Genomic DNA, 19,316 nt, shown 5'->3' on the forward strand with positions numbered 1-19,316 from the left:
GGACTCAAATGCCGCTATTCGTTAATTTATCCCTGTTTAGAGAGATCATCGGACCTGAGAGGCGCTATTGGGCAGAAATGGTGCTCAATAGCGTCTATTTTGTACAAATAACGCCTATGGGGTCCAATAGCAACTCAAAAATAGGAAAATGTTGCAAATAAGAGCGCTTGAGTCCGATAGTCTGTCAATGTCACTCCCCGCTCTTCTTCTCTCCTACTCATGTCCGGAGGCTGAATCCCTATTACCGAAACCTTCCTTTCCTTTGGTCTCGATCAGGAGCTGCAGATACGCTGCTTACTTCACCTCCTTCTATACACTTACAATCACTACTTAGAGTCTACTGTTTCTTTCCCACGTCGGATGAGCTGCTTACTATGCCTCCCTCTATACACTTACCTTCACTACTTAGGTCTACCGTACTCTCCCACGTCGGATGAGCTGCTTACTACGCCTCCTTCTATACACTTACCTTCACTACTTAGGGTCTACCGTTCTTTCCCACGTCTGATGCGCTGCTTACTACGCCTCCCTCCATACACTTACCTTCACTACTTAGGGTCTACTGTTCTTTCCCACGTCGGGTGAGCTGCTTACTACGCCCCTTCTATACTCTTACCTTCACTACTTAGAGTCTACTGTTCTTTCCCACGTCGGGTGAGCTATATTTGATGCTGTGGTAGGGTAGGGACATTAAGTGGCGTTCTAGGTACAATATGCTTGTAAATGTTCAACATCCACCGGTTAGTAAAATACCAAAGGCTGGCTCATTCGTAGATTTCACTACTGATGAGCCAGCCTTTAGTTAGATATCCATTATATTAGGGAAATCCTCCCTAATATTCATCGATAATCGCTTTAAAATAAGGTTTTTAGGGAATTTATCCCTAAAAATTCATACAAATACCCATTTATGGCTAAAAACATCCTATTATTAGGGAAGTTTTCCCTAATTCACGTTCTAGGAGCCATAATTCCCTTCACTTTAGGGAGAATTTCCTTAATCCACGTTCTAGGAGCCATAATCACCTTCACTTTAGGGAGAATTTCCCTAAAGTTCTACCCAGAAAGACGTCCCATAGCCAGCTCATTCCCCCTGGCTATGGGACGCCCTTTTCCACATAAACGCTTCGCTTGTAAAGGTCTCCCTATAGATCAGCTAATCTGCTGACTGCCCTGCTGCTTCTCTAAGAAACGTTGAAGAATCGCATTGAATTGCTCCGGCTGGCATAGATTACTTGGATCTAATGCGTTCGGAATAATCGCCAACTGCGCATGTGGCAGCTGAGACACCATTTCCTTCATACAATTCACTCCAAATTCATTAAAGTCCCCTACAATACATAAAGCAGGACGTTTAAAAGCCTTTAAGCATCTGGTGTAATCAACATGGCTTGTAGCCAGTCTTTGCCGATATAGCTCCCGGGGACGTTTGTCCAGCAGCCCTCTTCTAATCTCATTGTAGGCCAGACTCCAGCGCTCTCGGTACATCATCCGAATCGAAGGCAACACCAGCTCGCTTGGGAGATAATACATTAGCAAACTGCAATATGCTGCCATAGTTTGTATTTTCCCTACAATTGTTGATCCGTGAGTCCTACAGAAGCTATCCGCGACCACAATGGCTTTCACACGCTCAGGATATTGTTTGGCAATATGCTGAACGACTAAGCCACCATAGGCGATTCCTACAAAAACTGCTTCACGAATACCTAGGTCATTCAACAGCATAATCAAATCCAGACATTGCGTCTCAATAATCTCATGTGGGGCCTCCAGCAGTTTACCAGACTTGCCATTCCCCCGTAAATCGCACAAAATCACTTTATATTTATCGGAAAAATACTCCAGCTGTGGTTTGAACATACTGTGTGTTAATCCATGTCCATGGATAAACACAACCGGAGTGCCAGTTCCATTGATTTCATAATAGAGCGAAGTTCCGTTCAGTTTAGCGATAGGCAAAGGTAACACCTCTTTCATAATAAATTCTACGTCTATATCTGCTTAAAAACGCAGCAAAAAACCACAGAGGGATTCTCTGTGGCTATTCATCACTAAACACGCCATTCATCCTCTCTCCATACGCTTACGAGGTTAGCTGTCGGATTCGGGCAGTGAGAGTTGCCCTACCTGCAGGGATGCATGTTATGCACCCGGAACAGGATTCACCCCATAACCAGTGCCGACTCTCACATCGGCTGCCAGTTGTTGGTTCCCCCGCTTTCCAGAAACGGAAATTAAGCGGATTGCTTATGTAATTGTAAATTTAAGATAATTGTCAGTTCTGAGATGAATCATACTCTTGTAAGGTTTGCTTGTAAAGGAGGGCTCTGGTCAAAATAATGTTGAAAGCAATGCTTTTCATTTCATATTGAGCATACTCTTCATTTTCTCTTTCTTTTGCTCTTGTTTACTCGTTTTATTTAAGAAAATGGCTCTGAACCAAGCCAAACGGAGGTTAAAACACCAGTACTTTCTATATAAAGGCCATCCTTTTCACTGGAGATATGAAAAAAGCTAAGCAGAATCAGAGGTATTCCCCTGTCCACTTAGCTTCCTCTTACAATACTATGGCTACAAAAGATCGGCGTTTTTCAATGCATGCTCCCAGCTTGGAAAAAAGAACAGCGCACTTCTCATAAGCTCAGGATCGCTCTGCTTTACTTGTTTTTTACTGATCGAGCTTCCGTCGCTTTGCAGCTTTTTGATCCGACTTAATACTTCATCAGCCTCCAAAGGAATTTCCATTGAAACACTCCTTTCTCAGTGACCTGTTTCCCTTCATTTTCTCCATAATATGTTTATTTATTCCGTACTCTTTATTTCCCCAGATTAAACCATCTGATAGATGGGTTGTTCAGCAATGAACCGGTTAGGAAGCATGGGATATTTGTCTGCTAAGATTTCAGCTAAATATTTCATTCCCGGCGCTTCACTCTCCGCATGACCTAACATGATGAGCGCTTTAGATCTGCCTTGGTGCCCTGCATCCCGCACATATTCCGGAGTCTCCCACTCTGGTCCCTCTCCAGCAATAATTAAATCAAGATTGTGATCATTAAAATGCGGAATAGCCATCGTCCCGCCTCCTCTGTAACCTACTAATATCCCTACGCGTTTGCAGGACAGAGACAGGTCACCGGCAGCGCGTACATAAGAGATCCCTAGCTTACTTTTAATATATTGAGCAGCTTCCAGTACAGTCATAGCAGGAATATTGAGAATCGTAGCAGCTGCTTGCTGCTCTTCCACGTATGCGGACCAATCTAGTTCTTGCAGTAAACCCACCATAATTCCATCCGGCTTTTGCCGATGCCAATAATCATGATAACGAAAAATAGCAATTTGGGAATGTTCGATCAGACTTTTTTTCGCATGATAAACCGGATCACCTTCTAACCACTCGCTCGCCGCATGATGGCTATAAAATACACCTTCATGCGTGATCAGCAAATTGGCTCCTAACGCTATTGCTTGCTCCACAACATTTTGTGTGGCAGAGAAGGCCGTAATAATCCCTGTGACTTCAGTTTCCGGTTCCCCTGGGTTCAGAATATCGACAGTGCCTTCTACCTGTTCCACAGTTCCCATTAAATCTTCCAGAATCGCTCTAATCGTGAGGCTCACTATCATCATCCCTCGATTCGAAATCTAATAAATCTTTCTGCCTTTAAGATCCTCAATTCCGCTCTTGCGGTAAAAATACGTATTGATCCGATCTCTCCATTCCTGCGCATGCTCTGCTTGCTCTTCAAGACGTTGCTTCACTTGCATATACAATCCACTATCCACGCCGCCTTCAAGTGATTCCCATGTCGCTAGAAGCTGTGCAGCCTGCTCAGCCCCCTCAAAATGAGTATCGTAGATATGCTGAATAATAGTTTGCCCCGATTGCAGAACATACGTGTATGGAACATGATGAAAGAACAGCAACAGCTCTTCCGGACAAGACGCTAGATTCTCATAATTTGATGCATTAAGCCCCATATACTGTCCGCTATAACCCGTTCCCGATTTGACTGAACGATCCACACCAATGCCCTTATGATCCGCATAATGGTACGTTCCCCACTTGGCGTATTCATACCCATCCACATTCGGCCCATAATGATGATCCGGATTAACCATCCAACCCACACCTAATGGAGCTGTGTAAGATTCGTAAATCCTCCATGAGTCCATCAACATCCCGCGAATAGCAGCCACTAGACCTTCATCAGTGCCAAAGGTAAGCCGAATCCATTCCTCAGCTATTTCTTTTGCCGTCAGCTCCGGATTCCAAATTAATCTTCCATATCCATACAGATTAGCTTGAGCTAACCCATGCCCCGTCCAGTTCATGTCATCTCCAACATTAGTTACAGCAGCCACACCATTATACTTATTTCCCCACACCGATCCGTCCACAACATGTTTCACAAGCGTAGTTTGCCCTTTGGCATAAGTATTGAAATCAAGGACTTCTTTCCACTGTGGAACAAGATAACAGAGATGCCGCTGCTGCCCCGTATATTCTTGAGCAATCTGAAACTCCATCAGATGATTGGTATGTTCCAGTGCGCCAAACAGCGGAGATACCGGTTCTCTGACTTGAAAATCCATCGGTCCATTCTTGATTTGCAGCACTACATTATCATTAAATCGGCCATCCAATGGTTTGAAATGATCATATGCCGCTCTGGCCCGATCTGTCTTACGGTCACGCCAATCCTGCTTGCAGTTATATACGAAACAACGCCAAATCACGATTCCGCCAAACGGCTCCAGTGCTTCTCCCAGCATGTTGGCGCCATCTGCATGGTCACGCCCGTAAGTGAATGGTCCTGGTCGATTTTCTGAATCCGCTTTGACCACAAACCCGCCAAAATCAGGTATCGCCCGATAAACCTCACTAGCCTTATCTTTCCACCATTGCCGCACCGCTGAATCCAGTGGATCAGCTGTCTCCAATGCTCCGATCTGTATCGGGCTGGCGAAGTTAGCACTGAGGAATAGCTTAATTCCGTATACGCGGAATATTCCTGCAATTAACGCGATATCAGGCAAATATTGCTCCGTTATAAATAGAGATTCAAGCTCATGAACATTCACATTGTTAATCGAAATCGCGTTGATCCCCACAGAGGACATCAATCTGGCATAATCACGCAGCCGCTTTGTATCGTTAAGAAATTGATTGGACTCGTAAAAAAAGGACCGTCCAGCATAGCCACGTTCAATACTGCCATCAAAATTATCCCAGTGATTAATCATTCGCAGGCCGTTCACCGGACTCATAGACAAATTCAGAGCGTCTATTTCGCTTTCTGTTCCTATCAGCCGTAAAAGATGGAATACGCCATACAATATTCCAACAGGCGTTGAAGCACCGATAGCGATACATTTCTCAGCAGCGTTTGTACGTATAAGGAAACCTTCAGCACCCAGTGAATCGGTTCGCTCTCCTGCGAATACTCTACCAATTAACGGATTCCCCCCTTGGAAGGTTCCTATAACGATACACGGTCCTTTTGATTGCGCTGTGAGCAGTGGCGCTTTGCCCAGCATAGAGGTCATCCCCTGTATGAATTCCGCGGCTGCCGCCTGAATCGTTTCGTTGTCCTCCGTTACAACCAGCTCACCACACCAATTTGTATATTGATTGTATAGAGATCCAGATTTCAGCTGGCCATAGTTGAGCCAAGCCTCATAAGCGGTATTTGTCATGTATATTCCTCCCGTATAAATAACCCGCCCTGGATTGAAAAGGACGGGTTCATAATTCGCAAGCTTGAGCAGGTTACCCGCTCTATGATTTGGTGACAGCGTTAAGCAATTGGTGATAAGCCGGCTTAGGATTATGCTGCTCATCGAATAGAAATGGCCAATTTTTCCGTCCCCGAACAGGGAAGCCGTCCAGCCATGTATAGTCATCCGCTGCTCCCCAGAAAGTGACTGAGCTAATCACGTCGCGGTATTCTTTCAACAGAGCAAACATCGCTTCATACCGCTCTGCCTGCAGCTCGAGCAGTTCGGCAGGTGCAACCTTTAAATCCATTCGTTTGTCATCGAAACGGAACATGGACACATCCAGCTCTGTCAATTGGAGCTGAAGCCCTAAAGATGCATACTTCTCAATAGCAGCACGTATTTCATCTAAGTCCGGATCGTATAGATTCCAGTGCGCTTGCAATCCGACGCCATGGATCGGTACTTCCTGTTCCAGCAGCGACTTCACCATTTTATAGATTTTGTCGCGCTTAAGGGGATTAGACTCGTTATAGTCGTTGTAGAATAACAAAGCCTTTGGATCGGCTTCATGAGCGAATTCAAACGCTTTGCCGATAAACTCCGGTCCGACAATATCCAGCCACTTTGACTGGCGAAGAAGTTCTTCTCCTTCATCTGCAATAACTTCATTTACAACATCCCAAGCATAGATATCTTCCTTGTAACGCCCAACCACGGTCTGAATATGTGATTTGAGCCGTGCAAGCAATGTCTCTTTGCTTACACGCCCGCCCATCTTATCCTCAAACAACCAGTCCGTAGTCTGGTTGTGCCAGACTAAAGTATGCCCACGCATAGCCATATGATGTTTTCGGGCGAAGGCAACCAACTGATCTGCTAGTTTAAAGTTATAAATGTCTTCAAGCGGATGCAGACTTTCAAACTTCATCTCATTTTCAGCGGTAATGCTATTGAAATGATAGGCGAGCAAATGCTCCTGTGATTGTATCGTCAACGGGTTAACGGCTGCGCCAATTTTGAAATCCTCAGCAAATATTGTTTTTAGAGCAGGTTCTGTGTAATCACTAGCTTGTCTCAACAAGTTCCCTCCTGACAAACGCATTTATATCAGTATTCGAATAATTAAGACTGATAATCGAACCAATCGAAGTAGGCAGGCACCTCAGCCACCTTGCCATGACCTGTTGCATATAAGCCGATAAGTACACCCGTAAATCCATTTCCTTTTACAGCTTGAGGGGATAATGGATACGCTGCTGCTGTTGATAGCTTATTCCACTCCTGCCCATCCAAAGAATACAGGAAGCTGTATTCGTTAAGCTCAGCCTTAGCTTTCAAATAAATTCGCTCGGCAGTAGTTGGAATCTCTGCCGCTGTATGGGTTATTCCATCCATGGTCACATGAGCTGTAATCACTCTTTGGCCGTTTTTTTGAACAAGTCCAATTTCATAATGAGCGTTCTCATCTAATCTGGCGCAAAGTCCAGCCTCCACATCAGCAATAGATGAAGGCATTTCAAGCAGTGTGCTCCATTCTGCTGAAGTATGCTGCTGTCTTCTGCCTACAAAAGCCACTTGGCCTACTTCACTGAGACCTTTCGGTTGTCCTCGAAGAGATAACCATCCCTGCCGTTCGTTTAAGGACCAGCTTCCCTCAGCCGGATTCCGCAGAAAGGCTAATCCCAGCGGCAATACATGTTCATCAAAATCATATCTTCCACTAGTCTCAGGTTTTGGTGATTGACCAGGTACACGTGAAACCTTCATTTCCAGTCCGACAGTGTCTTCATTATTATCTATCATCGGCCATCCGTCTTCAGTCCAGCTTACGGGAGCAAGGAAAGTCTCTCTTCCAAGCACAGTAAATTTTGCATCTACTAGTCTTACTCCAAGGAATACGGCCCACCAATCCCCGTTACGATCCTCAATCAAATCGGCATGCCCTAAATACTGAATGGGATTGTCAGTACCGCTGTGCGTCAATATCGGATGCGGCAATCGTTCAAACGGTCCATAAGGAGAGGAGCTGCGGCCAATGATCTCCCGATGTTCCTTAGCCGTTCCTCCTGAAGCCGTCATGATATAGTACATTCCATTTATTTTGTACAAATGGGGTCCTTCCGTCCAAGGTCCGCCATCCCCAGTCCAGATGACAACAGGTTCTGTTAATGCTGCTCCCGTAGCGATATCTATCTCATATTGGATGGCATGGGAGTCATAATCTGCCCCCTGCTGGGTGGTTACATATACTTTTCCATCCTCATCAAACATTAGAGAAGGGTCAATTCCTCCATAAGGAATACTAATCGGATCTGACCACGGACCCGCAGGGTCCGTAGCCGTAACATAGAAATTTCCTTTCCCGTGTACTTCGGTCGTTATCATGTAAAACGTTCCTTCATGATACCGGATCGTTGGGGCAAATATCCCTCCAGAGCTCTTGCTTTTACGAGTATCCAGCTGACTTACACGATTGAGCACATGACCTATTTGTGTCCAGTGAATCAAATCCTGACTATGAAAAATAGGTACGCCAGGGAAATACTCAAAGGAGCTGCAAACTAAATAGTAGTCATCACCTGCCCGAGTGATACTTGGATCAGGATAGAAGCCTGGAAGTATCGGATTCGTGTATGTGATTGAAGATGGGGTCATAATTTAACAGACAACCTTCCTATTACTTAATAGTGATTGCAAGCTCCTTATTCCTTCACGCTTCCTACGTTCATTCCAACTACAAAATATTTCTGCATGAATGGATAAACCAGCAAAATTGGAACCGAAGCAACAATAGTAACGGCTGCACGAATGGACTTTGGAGTAACCATTGACCCCGCTGACTCAGCAGTTACCCCTGCCCCGTTAGCTACACTTGCGTTACTATTCGCATTCATACTAGATGATATTAATTTCATTAATTCATACTGCAATGTACTCAAGTGTTGGCGGGAAGAAGTGTAGATAAAAGCATCAAACCATGAGTTCCATGCACCTACCGCGACAAAAAGGGCGATGGTAGCAAGAACAGGCTTACACAAAGGGAAAACTACTTTCATGAAAATCTTGAATTCCCCTGCACCGTCGATTCTCGCGGATTCCATAAGACTTTCATGCAAGCCGCCAATGTAAGTACGGATGACGATCATATTAAATGCACTTATCATAGTCGGTATTACATATACCCAAAACGTATTAATCAAATGAAGATCCTTAATTAGGAAATAGTTTGGAATCAGACCCGCATTAAAATACATGGTTAGGACGAAAATAAAGGTAATCTGTTTGCGGAAAACATATTCTTTCCGGCTTAAAGTATAAGCAAGCATTGTGGTCAAAAATAGATTCAGGATCGTAGATATCACTGTTCGTGCTACCGAAATCCAAAAAGCAGGAATAATTGTACCAGAGGCAAAAACTGCCTTGTAGTTTTGTATGGTCCACTCTCTAGGCCATAGATAAATGCCGCCACGGATGGTATCATTCCCAGCATTAAAGGAGACTGCTATAGTATTCAGGAATGGATACAAGGTAACAATAACTAGACAAACCATAAATATAGTATTGAAGGTGCCGAACACTACGGGTTCGAACCCCAAATTTCTCATCCGTTTTCCAGCATTGCTTTTTGGAGATTTTTGAGGAATCAATTGAGTTTTTTCCATGATTATAACAGCCTCTCTTCCCCTAGCCGCTTCGAAGTCCAGTTAGCTAATAGCAGCAACGTTACACTTACGACTGTTTTAAATATACCACCCGCAGTGGCTAAGGAATAATTCCCTTGCCCAATCCCGTATTTCAATACAAATATATCAATCGTATCCGACCAGTCTACAGTAAGCCCGTTCCCTAATAAGTACGGAACCTCAAATCCGACATCCAGTACATGTCCTATGGACATTATCATCAGGATTACAATGGTTGGTCTAATTCCCGGCAATGTTACATTGAACATTTTTTTGTACCGGTTAGCCCCATCAATCTCAGCAGCCTCATATAAAGCTGGATCTATAGAAGCAATAGCAGCCAAGTAGATGATAGTACTCCATCCAACCTCTTTCCAGACTGTTGAAGCACCCACAATACCCCAGAAATACTTCCCTTCACTCAACCAAAGAATCGGTGAATCAATAAGATGTAATTTCATGAGTACGATGTTGATAATCCCGTCGTTAACCGAGAGGGAGACACCTACAATCCCTGTTACAATAATCCAAGAGAGGAAGTGAGGCAAGTAGGATATGGTCTGCACGGTTCTTTTCCAAAATACGTTTTTGATTTCATTAAGAAGTAAGGCCAATGTTATCGCGGTTATAAATCCTAGAAAGAAATTAATTAATCCCATAGCCAGTGTGTTTCGCAGTACCCTTAAAAAGGTATCGTCCGTAAATAGAAACTTGAAGTGTTTCAAGCCAACCCACGTTTGTTCGCCAAAAGCCTTAGCTGGTTTATAATCCTGAAAAGCCATGGTCCATCCCCAGACGGGTACATAAGCAAATAATATAATATAAAGCAGCAATGGAACCGACATCCAAATTAGCTGTTTCTGATTCTTAATCAAGGTCATAGTAATCGGTTGCTTCTTTTTTCTTTTAGGATGCCGGTTAACTTTTTTTCCCGTTAAAATCTCATCCATATATTTTCTCCCCACATCATCCATATATTTCAGAAAGTGGTTGGCTAATAAGCCACCACTTTCTGATTTTTAAGCAAGCTCTAACTATTTAACACTCCAAGTATCAAATCTCCATTTAAGCTGTTCATTGATTCTGTCTTCGTAGGCTTTGATATCCGCTTTATTAAGTTCTTTAACAAATTCAGCCCAAACTTTATCGAAATCGGAAGGACTAGCCAAGATTGCTTTTGGCAAGAACTTGGTTTTAACTTCTCCCATCTTCGTATCGGCAATTTTTGCTGGAGAATTTTCAACAAGATCTATGGACCAAGCAGGGTAAGCTACTGGGTTCGGTCCAGGCTTACTGAAGAAATCTACATAACTGTTGAATCCATATGCGTCGAGGACTTCCTTGTCAAACGCTTCCAATCCTGCCTTATATTCTTCTGGTTGGGCTGCCGCATCCGTTGAGTTACCGTCTGCAAAGTACCCTTGCATTTTCGGAGCGGTAGCATACCAAGCTTCTGCTTTGTTACTCAGCTTCCATGTAGCATCAACTGCGTTATCCCGTTGTTCTTGGGTTCTCATAAAGCGGCCGTTTTCCACAATATAATCTTCGCCTTCAATACCCCAAGTGAGAGTTCTTTGCCAATCTTCTTGAATCAATGTGTCCATCAGTTTAAGGATTCTCACTGGATCCTTAGCATTGACAGTGATCCCGAATCCATTATTCAAGTTAAGCGCAGGGCGATCCAGATAATAATCTTTGGTGTTGGTATCATACACAAGAGGCAGACCTACATAAGTTCTCATATCTTTCTCTTGTGTCTTGAGTGAATCTTCTGCTTTACCAAAGTTCCAGTGCTGATCAAACATTCCCAGAACGGCTCCGCTGGACAATTTAGCTAAATATTGGTCATAATCCATTGTAAATGCTTCTTTATCAATAATACCCAATGCATTCATATCATTAAGCTTCTTGTAGTACTGCTTAGCATAGTCTTTATCCGCAAAGACTTCTGCCACGTTATCATTAACCACTACTCCGCCATCATTAGGATGCCCGATCAGATGCTGAGGAGCATTAAACAATCCCCAGTTTCTCCAGTCTTTGTTATGAATCTCAAACCCAACTGTTGGTTGTCCATCAATGGTTGGATTCTTCTCTTTATACTTAACGATAAGATCGAAATACTCATCCAAAGTTTTAACCACTGGATAGCCAGCATCTTTAAGTACAGCTTTCTGAATCCAGAAAGCTGGGCCAGAGTAATAGGTTGAATTCACATCACCGTTATACGCACCATAGTTTGGAAGTGTATAAATATGTCCATCATTTGGATCCTTCATCATGTTCCAGTAAGCTGCGTAATGCGCTTTCAAATTTGGAGCGTGTTCTTCAATCAAGTCCTCGAGAGGAATAAATGCACCTGCTGCCGTCAGTTGGGTATTAGAACTCATTAGATCTGGATAATCCGAACCGGCAATCATAACGCCAAGCTTCTGTTTAAGATCTCCTGCCAAGAATTCGAAATTGAATGAGGCGCCTGTTTTTTCTTTAATCATTTTATAAATTTTATTATCTGGTGTTGGTTGCTGGCCTGCTTCTCCAAGAAAGATACTAATTTCGAAAGGTTCAATCTTATCAGAATCTGTTCCTGCTGCAGTTGAAGTGGCTGTTTCTGCTGGTTTGTCTTCCCCCTTAGCCGTCGTATTGTTGCTGTTATTTCCTCCGCACCCTGCTAAGGTAAAGCTTAGGGATAACACAGCAATCAGACTAAGTTTCCATTTGGATATTAACTTGCCCCCCATAAAGCACCTCCATATATTTGTTGGTGTAACAATGTTGTAAGCCCTTACAAGTTAAATTATAGAGGTGATAATCTTCTGAAAATACGCCAGAATTAAAGATGTACCCCCAAAAAGTTTAGGTATTAGTGTTTTTAAATTCGTTAGGACTCATATGCAGCTTTTTTTCAAATTGCTTGAGGAATTGACTATAATTTCCATAGCCCACTTTCTCAGCGATTTCACTATTTTTCAACTTATTTTGTTGAAGTAAATGTACTGCCTCTTTTATTCGGAGGTTATGCAGCTGTTCATTGAAATTAATTCCGTTCTTCTTGATCAATAATTGGCCCAGATATACTGGGTGCAGGAAAAACACCTCTGATAGCCTCTTAATAGTAAGACATTCGCGAAAATGCTCTTCAATATAATTGTTAATCTCCTGAACAATCCCCTGTGATCTTAGGTTTTGTTCCTTAAGAAGGATGTCAATACTGGCCTCGCCGCAGAATAGCAAATTACGCATTAAGTCCGTCAAGGTGATCATTGAGTCTAACATCGCGGGAATTCTAATTTGATTAGATAAGGAGGACTCATGGACTTCACTGGCTTCCGAGGTAAACTCAATAATCTTATACATCATATGAATAACAATTTTCTTCACAACCTCTGGAGCGATGCGCTGCTCACGGAAACTGCGGGCTGCCGAGTTCACAGCTTGGCTAAAATCTGCGGAGTCCAGCGTATTAATAGGTCTTATCAAGTCATCCATCAGTTGAATTTGATCATAATGATAACTGAAGGGACTATCCTTAATCTCTTGATAACTCAGGACCTCTGCATTTTCAGGATAATAAAAATAATACATTAATGCTTCTTTCGCCGTTCGGTAACTGTTCCCGATCTGAAGCAAGGAGCCTACGCCAGCGCCAGCTGCAATATACAAAGCTTGTTTAGGGTGTTCATTCAGCAAGGGAGTTGCGATCTGATCGATCACAGCTCCCTCAGTGGACAATGAATTGTATCCGTATACGATTCCAAAACAATGACTCTCCAGATCCATCAGAAACATCGAATCTTTATCGGTTAGGAGGGCTGAGGCTTGCTCTCTGATCTCTGTATATAAAACCGGCTCTGTCTGTATCAGACAAATATTCCAATGGCTTTTCCCTTCCGATAATCGGTTAAGTACCTCCTGATTCGACTGCTCAGCTTTCTCATGCAGTATTCCTTTCAGGAGAGAAACAGCCTCCTCCGCGGAGGCTATTTGATTTAAACTGCGCTTCTGAGCTTCCTGCTCCAGCTCCTGATAAATCTCCAGTAATTCTTCTGCCGCTTCTTCTGGAAACACTGGCTTCATCAGATAATGATTAATTCCATAGTGTATAGCTGTCTTGGCATATTCAAACTCACTATAACCACTTAGTATGGCAAACTTAATCTCCTTAATCTCAGCTCGTTGCCAAGCTGCGACCATCTCCAGCCCATTCATTAGCGGCATATTAACATCCGTAATTACAAGATCTGGTTCGAGCTGTTTCATTAACTCCAGCCCCTCTTTGCCATTGCTGGAGGTTCCACATACCTCAAAGCCAAGCTCCTGCCAATCAATCCATAGCTGCATCGCTTCAAGCGCACTAGGCTCATCATCGATCAACAATACTTTGTATTTCATAGGGGGTCCCTCACTTTCTAGCTATTCTTCCGTTCCAGGAGTTTTAATGGAATATCAAAAGTGACAATGGTCCCTTCATCCGGAACGCTGCTGATATCAAAACGGACCTGATCTTCATAATACAATTCTAATCGGCGGTACACGTTGCGGATTCCGATATTCGTTCCCGAAGACGCCTCATTTTGCACATTACCTAATAATTCTTGCAGCTTCTCTGGCTCTATCCCTTTACCGTTATCAGAGACGGTAACTTTTAAGCGTCCCTCCTCCACTAACGTCTTCACTTTTATCACACCAAGTCCCTCTATGGCCTGTAGACCATGTTTGCAGGAATTCTCAACGAGCGGCTGCATGCTTAGCTTGGGAATCTTATATTGAAGCGACTGCTCATCGATCTCAAATTGATAATCAAATTTATCCCGGAACCGGAATTTTTCAATTTTTAAATACATCTCGATGAAAGTCATTTCTTCTTCCAGAGTGACGAGATCTTCTTTCCAGCTCAGCAGCCGTCTAAGTAATTTGGATAAACTCTTAATAATATCTGTAACATCCGAATAATTATTTTTAGTACAGACCACCAAAATGGCATTTAACGTATTAAACAGAAAATGCGGATTCATCTGGCTTTGCAGAAAATTCAGTTCAGCTCTTACTCTTTCCATCTCCAGATTATTTTTTTGAATCTCCAGTTTATATACATCATTGATCAAGGAATTAATGGTAGTGGTCATCCTGTTAAAATTACGGATCAGTCCCCCGATCTCATCCTGGCCTTCATCGATTCGAATCAGCTCAAATTTCTCATTGGATACTTTCTGCATATGTCTGGATAACCGTTTCACCCGATAATTATAGGATCTTAACATCACATATAAAAAAGCGGTTGTGATTAGCGTGACAATGGACGCCAGAATCCCTGCATAAATCCGAATCTCCATTATCGCTTGGGTAATACGCTCACCTTGTGTAATTCCTATTATCCGCCAGCCCTTTATATAACTAGCTCCGCCGACGGGTACAATATGAACGTCCTCCTTGCGCTCATCATCCTGCAGCTTGAACACGGGATAAGGTTCCGCGGTGCCTCTTTGATAGCCGCTTTGTGCAGACATAATAATCTCGTCCTGCTCGTTAACTAAATAAAGACTCAAGTAATCTTTTTCTCTGATAATCACGTCATATATTTTACTGAGATCCAAATCAATTCTAAGCAGCTTTTCAAACTTATTGTATGAGCTGTAAGCGTCCATTCGCTCAATAACACTCAAATAAGGCGCTGTAGAAATCACACTAGAGGTATCACTCATATGATAAGCGGCAAGAAACAGATGTTTATCCGCAGCCTTCGACTGCTTATACCATTCACTATTCATTACCTTTTCATTGATGACCTGATAGTTGCTGCCGGAAACAATGGAATCATTGTTCGTAAATACAGTAATCCGTTCAATCTGATTATTCACCGGCATATAGCTGTTCATGCGGTCTCTCAGCTGTTCATCAAAAGTGTCATAAAATTCAATAGAGTTCCCATACGTCCGCTCAAGCAATTCATACAGGTTCTTATCGGCAGAAAGCGTATAGCTGACAGCTACCCCACCTTCAATGAAATCATGAATGTCCTTTCGGGCTCTTTCTAAAGATATCTCCAGGTTCTGCTGCTCTCTGGATTTGATCAGATCGGAAATCCGATCCAAAAAAACAAGGTTAATAATAATGATAGGGAGAAGAACACCTATGATATAAATAAGGGAAAATTTATAATTCAAGGGAATATCATTCACTACTTTTCTAAATCTGAATTTTTTTCTCTCCATATGAAACACCTTGCTTCCCCTAGAGCTGTTGGTTCTTATTCTCATTTTTATACACGGATGGTACTACCCCTACAAGCAACTTAAACTTATCTATAAAATAATCAGTGTTAGAGAATCCCACCTGCACCGCTATATCCGATATCTTTAGCTGTGTTCGTTTCAGCAGACTTTTCGCCTCTTCAATCCGTTTAGCATTTAGGTATTCACTAAAGCCCTGACCCGTTTGCTTTCTAAACAGTTGTCCCAAATAGGTAGAATTAATATGAAATTGTTGTGCCAAATCCTGAAGCTTTAATTTATTCCGAAATTCACGATCCACATACTGAATAACCTTGTAAATCGTATTTCGTTCATTCTGCTGCTCTAATTCAGACAGATAGACGGCAGCACGTTCACACAGACTTTGTACATAACGGCTTATTATAAAATAATCACTGAGTTCACCTAGATTTCCGTATTCTTGCTGCAGCTTAATCATAATCGTATCCGGGTCTCCATTCATTTGAGCTATAATTCTACAGATCGTAAGCTCTAAATGGGCCACTTTTGCTTTTACAACTTCAAGGGTCAGCAGATTCTCGACGAAAGCAGTGAACGCTTCTTTTACACAAGGCTGGATCTGTTCTGTATCATTCGTTTGGACCTTATGCAGCAGCTGTCTGAAATGATCCTCATGAGGTTCTTCCTTTTTCAGGTTCCTAAGCTCACTATAATAAAAGACCCCTCTTTTCTGCTGGTGCGTTTTTCGTTTCCATACCTCAAGTGCCTGCCTATAAATCTCTCGAATAGAGCTCACCCCGACCATTCTGCTGCTAAGTGCTAGAAAGACCAGCTCCTGTGATTGTTCAGTGAGATCTGAATGCATCTGGTTGACGATAGTCTCCAGGCTCTCATTGCCGATAGAAGCAGACTGAAGAATGATCCCCGCTCTTCCCGATCCGTCTTGAAAGAAGCAGAAGTGTTCCTCGGAAAAATAATCACTTATCTGCGGTTGGAATGGATTCATAGAGGAGGCGGGTTCGATAAGAATACACATTACCTCTGCATCCGCTTGAAGCTTCAAGGTGTTTCGGGTTAGAAGCTCTAAATTTTCGTTATACTCCCCTTGGATCAGGCGGTTGATGATATTATTTACGATAAAAAATTGCTTTTTATCAAACTCCTCATTGGAAGCGATTTCATTTTGGATTATTGGAGTGATCCTGCTTAATAAAGCCTCTATTTCTTCATCATCAATGGGTTTTAATAAATATTCATTTACCCGCTGGCGCAATGCCGTACGTGCATACTTGAAATCATCATATCCAGACAAAATCACAAATTTAGGAGGTTTCTCCATCACCTCATTCAACTTTGTAATAAGCTCAAGACCGTTAATTACAGGCATATTAATATCCGTAAGAACCAGTTCCGGTTTATTCTCCTGGATAAGCCTCATCGCATCCGTGCCGTTTTGAGCTTCACCACAAACTTCATAACCGAATTTTCCCCAGTCGATCATCGTCCTTAGCCCCTCAAGAACCCAGGGTTCATCGTCCACGATCAGAACCTTAAGCATGATGTTCGCTCCAATCTTATTAAGATAAGCCCGCGCTTTACACCAAAATATATAGATCATGCTATCATACTTGGATAATGATGTGAATTCATAAATTTTCCTTCTTTTGTTTAAAACAGTACTTTTTTTACTTGAAAAAACATACTAAAAACAGCGTATCCTAAATTTCAGACACACCTTTACAAGGGCCCATCATTCCATTATTATAGTTTACATCGAGTAAACCTTTACACAGTGTAAACTATATGGGAGGGCTATGATATGAGCAGCTTATCTAAGTCTGCTAGATTTCCACTTTTCATTCTGATGTTGAATCTATTTATCGCCTTATTGGGGCAAGGTATGGTCATTCCCATTCTACCTGAATATCTGAAACTGTTTAATGCGTCAGGGGCTGCCGCCGGATATCTTATTGCGGCTTTTGGAGCAGCACAGTTTATTTTTTCACCTATAGGGGGACAGCTTTCGGATAAATGGGGCCGAAAATCAATGATCATTTCCGGAATGTTTTTAACCGTCCTTTCAGATCTGATATTTGCTGTATCTACGACATTGCCCCTACTTTACATCGCTAGATTTATTGGGGGTATAGGTATCGGAATCATGGTCCCTTCCAATATGGCCTATGTCGCTGATATCACCACCCATGAAACCCGTGCAAAAGGTATGGGGTACTTGGGGGCTTCCATGAATTTGGGTATGGTACTTGGTCCAGGGTTAGGCGGGATTATCGCTGGGTTTGGCATACGGGTGCCTTATTTTTTTGCGGGTGGACTTGGGCTTATCGCTACGATACTTTGTTTTTATATGCCAGAGACACTACCAAAGGAAAAACGGAAATCCGTTAACAAACAGGACCCTCGGGAATCCATTCGTAATCAAATCGTAAATTCATTCCGGACGTCCTATTTCCGCTATCTTCTGCTCATTCTGATCATGACATTTGGTCTGATGAATTATGAAACGGTGTACGCCCTTTTTGTGGAACAAAAATACGGTTTTGATGCAACGAAAATCTCAATCATTATTACGGTTGGTGCTATTATAGGCATTATTGTGCAGATCTGGCTGCTTGATCATCTGATTAAGAGACTTGGCGAGATAAAGCTTATACGTATATCATTGGTGATGACCGCTATAACCTTATTGTTGATGATATTCAAGATCAATTTAGGTTATTTATTAGTTGTATCAGGTTTATTTTTTGCTTTTAATGCTTTTTTGCGCCCCACAGTAAGTACATTGATTGCCAATTCAGCTGGCGATCGGCAAGGATATGCTGCCGGATTAAATACAACGTACACCAGTATAGGAAACATACTTGGACCCATTTTAGCGGGATTGATGTTTGACAAACATATTAATATTCCCTATATTTTTGGGGCAATTATCCTGGCATCTGCCTTTTTCATCACCTTACAAAAACCAAAAAAAGAGCAAGAAAGGAGTGTCGCCCATGACTGAGAACTGGCACCAGAATTTAAAAAACAAAAACCGGGAAGAATTAATTGCTGCGGCGAAGGATCTTTTTATGAAGCAAAGCTTTCTCAAAGTTAATATTAAGGATGTCTGCGACGTGGCTGGTGTAAGCCGGGTTACCTTTTATAAGCATTTCCAGTCCATGAACGAACTGATTTTTGAGGTCCAGATGGAAATTCTGGAGAGCATGACGCAATTTGTTAGAAGCGCACCTTCTTCAATTGAAATGAATGGTAAGCAAATGCTTGCTTCGATGCTTAATGCTTGGATTGATTATGCCCGGCAACACCCAGGTTACATCAAATTCATTCTTCTATTCGATTTGCATTTTGAAGCCTATGATTACAGTAAAGAACTCAAAGAAAAGTACAAAGATTTTGTGATGCGGGGAAAAGAACGACATTTCTTAATGGATGCTCTGGAGGCCGGAGTTAAAGATGGATCGTTAAAATTTGATACAGAACCCTTATCCACTGCTCATTTCATCTTCACGTCTATGATGGGTTTATTACAGAAAATGAGCCTGATTTCCAAAGACGATTTCAAAAACGAACTTCAGGATATTCAAATTGCTAACCGATTTGTGGACATGTTAGTTCAGTATTTAAGTACAGAAAGTGATGAATCTCCTGCCTTGAAGTAAGGGGATCCATC

Annotated in this window: 14 protein-coding genes and 1 riboswitch; of the genes, 2 read left to right on the forward strand and 12 right to left on the reverse strand. The window is 42.4% G+C overall.

Annotation, left to right across the window (positions count from 1 at the left end):
- Window positions 1-1,152 precede the first annotated feature (1,152 nt).
- From NSQ66_RS25610 to NSQ66_RS25665, 12 genes are all read right to left on the reverse strand, one after another.
- Window positions 1,153-1,980 (reverse strand): alpha/beta hydrolase, encoded by an 828-nt coding sequence (locus NSQ66_RS25610; RefSeq protein ID WP_080742622.1) that lies wholly within the window; start codon window positions 1,978-1,980, stop codon window positions 1,153-1,155.
- An 87-nt stretch (window positions 1,981-2,067) separates the two neighbouring features.
- A riboswitch (cyclic di-AMP (ydaO/yuaA leader) is annotated at window positions 2,068-2,254 on the reverse strand.
- A 320-nt stretch (window positions 2,255-2,574) separates the two neighbouring features.
- Window positions 2,575-2,748, reverse strand: coding sequence for a hypothetical protein (locus NSQ66_RS25615; protein WP_169744809.1), 174 nt, complete (start codon window positions 2,746-2,748; stop codon window positions 2,575-2,577).
- Window positions 2,749-2,832: 84 nt separating this feature from the next.
- Window positions 2,833-3,591, reverse strand: a complete 759-nt coding sequence (locus NSQ66_RS25620) for a Nif3-like dinuclear metal center hexameric protein (protein WP_249267744.1) — start codon at window positions 3,589-3,591, stop codon at window positions 2,833-2,835.
- Between the two features lie 60 nt (window positions 3,592-3,651).
- A complete protein-coding gene (locus NSQ66_RS25625; protein ID WP_076141803.1) occupies window positions 3,652-5,706 on the reverse strand; it encodes an alpha-glucuronidase family glycosyl hydrolase in 2,055 nt (684 codons plus the stop codon).
- A gap of 82 nt (window positions 5,707-5,788) precedes the next feature.
- Entirely contained in the window at window positions 5,789-6,808 is a 1,020-nt protein-coding gene (locus NSQ66_RS25630) for an endo-1,4-beta-xylanase (protein WP_249267741.1), read from the reverse strand.
- A gap of 44 nt (window positions 6,809-6,852) precedes the next feature.
- Window positions 6,853-8,385 (reverse strand): glycoside hydrolase family 43 protein, encoded by a 1,533-nt coding sequence (locus NSQ66_RS25635; protein ID WP_081384334.1) that lies wholly within the window; start codon window positions 8,383-8,385, stop codon window positions 6,853-6,855.
- A 47-nt stretch (window positions 8,386-8,432) separates the two neighbouring features.
- Window positions 8,433-9,335 carry a carbohydrate ABC transporter permease gene (locus NSQ66_RS25640; RefSeq protein ID WP_076098843.1) on the reverse strand — a complete coding sequence of 301 codons (903 nt, stop codon included), beginning with the start codon at window positions 9,333-9,335 and terminating at the stop codon, window positions 8,433-8,435.
- A 59-nt stretch (window positions 9,336-9,394) separates the two neighbouring features.
- The gene (locus tag NSQ66_RS25645) at window positions 9,395-10,363 is read right to left on the reverse strand and encodes an ABC transporter permease subunit (protein ID WP_076098803.1); all 969 of its coding nucleotides are present in this window, start codon (window positions 10,361-10,363) and stop codon (window positions 9,395-9,397) included.
- 84 nt (window positions 10,364-10,447) lie between these two features.
- Entirely contained in the window at window positions 10,448-12,154 is a 1,707-nt protein-coding gene (locus NSQ66_RS25650; protein ID WP_076098804.1) for a sugar ABC transporter substrate-binding protein, read from the reverse strand.
- 115 nt (window positions 12,155-12,269) lie between these two features.
- Window positions 12,270-13,805 (reverse strand): response regulator, encoded by a 1,536-nt coding sequence (locus tag NSQ66_RS25655; RefSeq protein WP_038573235.1) that lies wholly within the window; start codon window positions 13,803-13,805, stop codon window positions 12,270-12,272.
- 17 nt (window positions 13,806-13,822) lie between these two features.
- Window positions 13,823-15,625, reverse strand: a complete 1,803-nt coding sequence (locus NSQ66_RS25660; protein ID WP_036685623.1) for a sensor histidine kinase — start codon at window positions 15,623-15,625, stop codon at window positions 13,823-13,825.
- 19 nt (window positions 15,626-15,644) lie between these two features.
- Complete coding sequence (locus NSQ66_RS25665; RefSeq protein WP_076141805.1) at window positions 15,645-17,183, reverse strand: response regulator; 1,539 nt, start codon at window positions 17,181-17,183, stop codon at window positions 15,645-15,647.
- Between the two features lie 261 nt (window positions 17,184-17,444).
- Here NSQ66_RS25665 and NSQ66_RS25670 point away from each other — a divergent pair, with 261 nt between their 5' ends.
- Both NSQ66_RS25670 and NSQ66_RS25675 read left to right on the forward strand, forming a co-directional pair.
- Window positions 17,445-18,647: an MFS transporter gene (locus tag NSQ66_RS25670; RefSeq protein ID WP_038573237.1), complete on the forward strand. Its 1,203-nt coding sequence runs from the start codon at window positions 17,445-17,447 to the stop codon at window positions 18,645-18,647.
- A complete protein-coding gene (locus NSQ66_RS25675; RefSeq protein ID WP_076141806.1) occupies window positions 18,640-19,305 on the forward strand; it encodes a TetR/AcrR family transcriptional regulator in 666 nt (221 codons plus the stop codon). The genes NSQ66_RS25670 and NSQ66_RS25675 overlap by 8 nt, the downstream gene beginning before the upstream one ends.
- Window positions 19,306-19,316: the final 11 nt, after the last annotated feature.

It is taken from the genome of Paenibacillus sp. FSL H3-0329 (assembly GCF_037963285.1).
In the GTDB taxonomy this organism is placed as follows: Bacteria; Bacillota; Bacilli; order Paenibacillales; family Paenibacillaceae; genus Paenibacillus_AQ; species Paenibacillus_AQ odorifer.

What these genes read in the sequence shown, in the direction of transcription:
- NSQ66_RS25645 (WP_076098803.1), bottom strand. Translation starts at nt 10,363, where the DNA reads ATGGATGAGATTTTAACGGGAAAAAAAGTTAACCGGCATCCTAAAAGA.
- NSQ66_RS25640 (WP_076098843.1), bottom strand. Translation starts at nt 9,335, where the DNA reads ATGAGAAATTTGGGGTTCGAACCCGTAGTGTTCGGCACCTTCAATACT.
- NSQ66_RS25670 (WP_038573237.1), top strand. Translation starts at nt 17,445, where the DNA reads ATGAGCAGCTTATCTAAGTCTGCTAGATTTCCACTTTTCATTCTGATG.
- NSQ66_RS25650 (WP_076098804.1), bottom strand. Translation starts at nt 12,154, where the DNA reads ATGGGGGGCAAGTTAATATCCAAATGGAAACTTAGTCTGATTGCTGTG.
- NSQ66_RS25620 (WP_249267744.1), bottom strand. Translation starts at nt 3,591, where the DNA reads ATGGGAACTGTGGAACAGGTAGAAGGCACTGTCGATATTCTGAACCCA.
- NSQ66_RS25635 (WP_081384334.1), bottom strand. Translation starts at nt 8,385, where the DNA reads ATGACCCCATCTTCAATCACATACACGAATCCGATACTTCCAGGCTTC.
- NSQ66_RS25610 (WP_080742622.1), bottom strand. Translation starts at nt 1,980, where the DNA reads ATGAAAGAGGTGTTACCTTTGCCTATCGCTAAACTGAACGGAACTTCG.
- NSQ66_RS25625 (WP_076141803.1), bottom strand. Translation starts at nt 5,706, where the DNA reads ATGACAAATACCGCTTATGAGGCTTGGCTCAACTATGGCCAGCTGAAA.
- NSQ66_RS25665 (WP_076141805.1), bottom strand. Translation starts at nt 17,183, where the DNA reads ATGCTTAAGGTTCTGATCGTGGACGATGAACCCTGGGTTCTTGAGGGG.
- NSQ66_RS25615 (WP_169744809.1), bottom strand. Translation starts at nt 2,748, where the DNA reads ATGGAAATTCCTTTGGAGGCTGATGAAGTATTAAGTCGGATCAAAAAG.
- NSQ66_RS25660 (WP_036685623.1), bottom strand. Translation starts at nt 15,625, where the DNA reads ATGGAGAGAAAAAAATTCAGATTTAGAAAAGTAGTGAATGATATTCCC.
- NSQ66_RS25655 (WP_038573235.1), bottom strand. Translation starts at nt 13,805, where the DNA reads ATGAAATACAAAGTATTGTTGATCGATGATGAGCCTAGTGCGCTTGAA.
- NSQ66_RS25675 (WP_076141806.1), top strand. Translation starts at nt 18,640, where the DNA reads ATGACTGAGAACTGGCACCAGAATTTAAAAAACAAAAACCGGGAAGAA.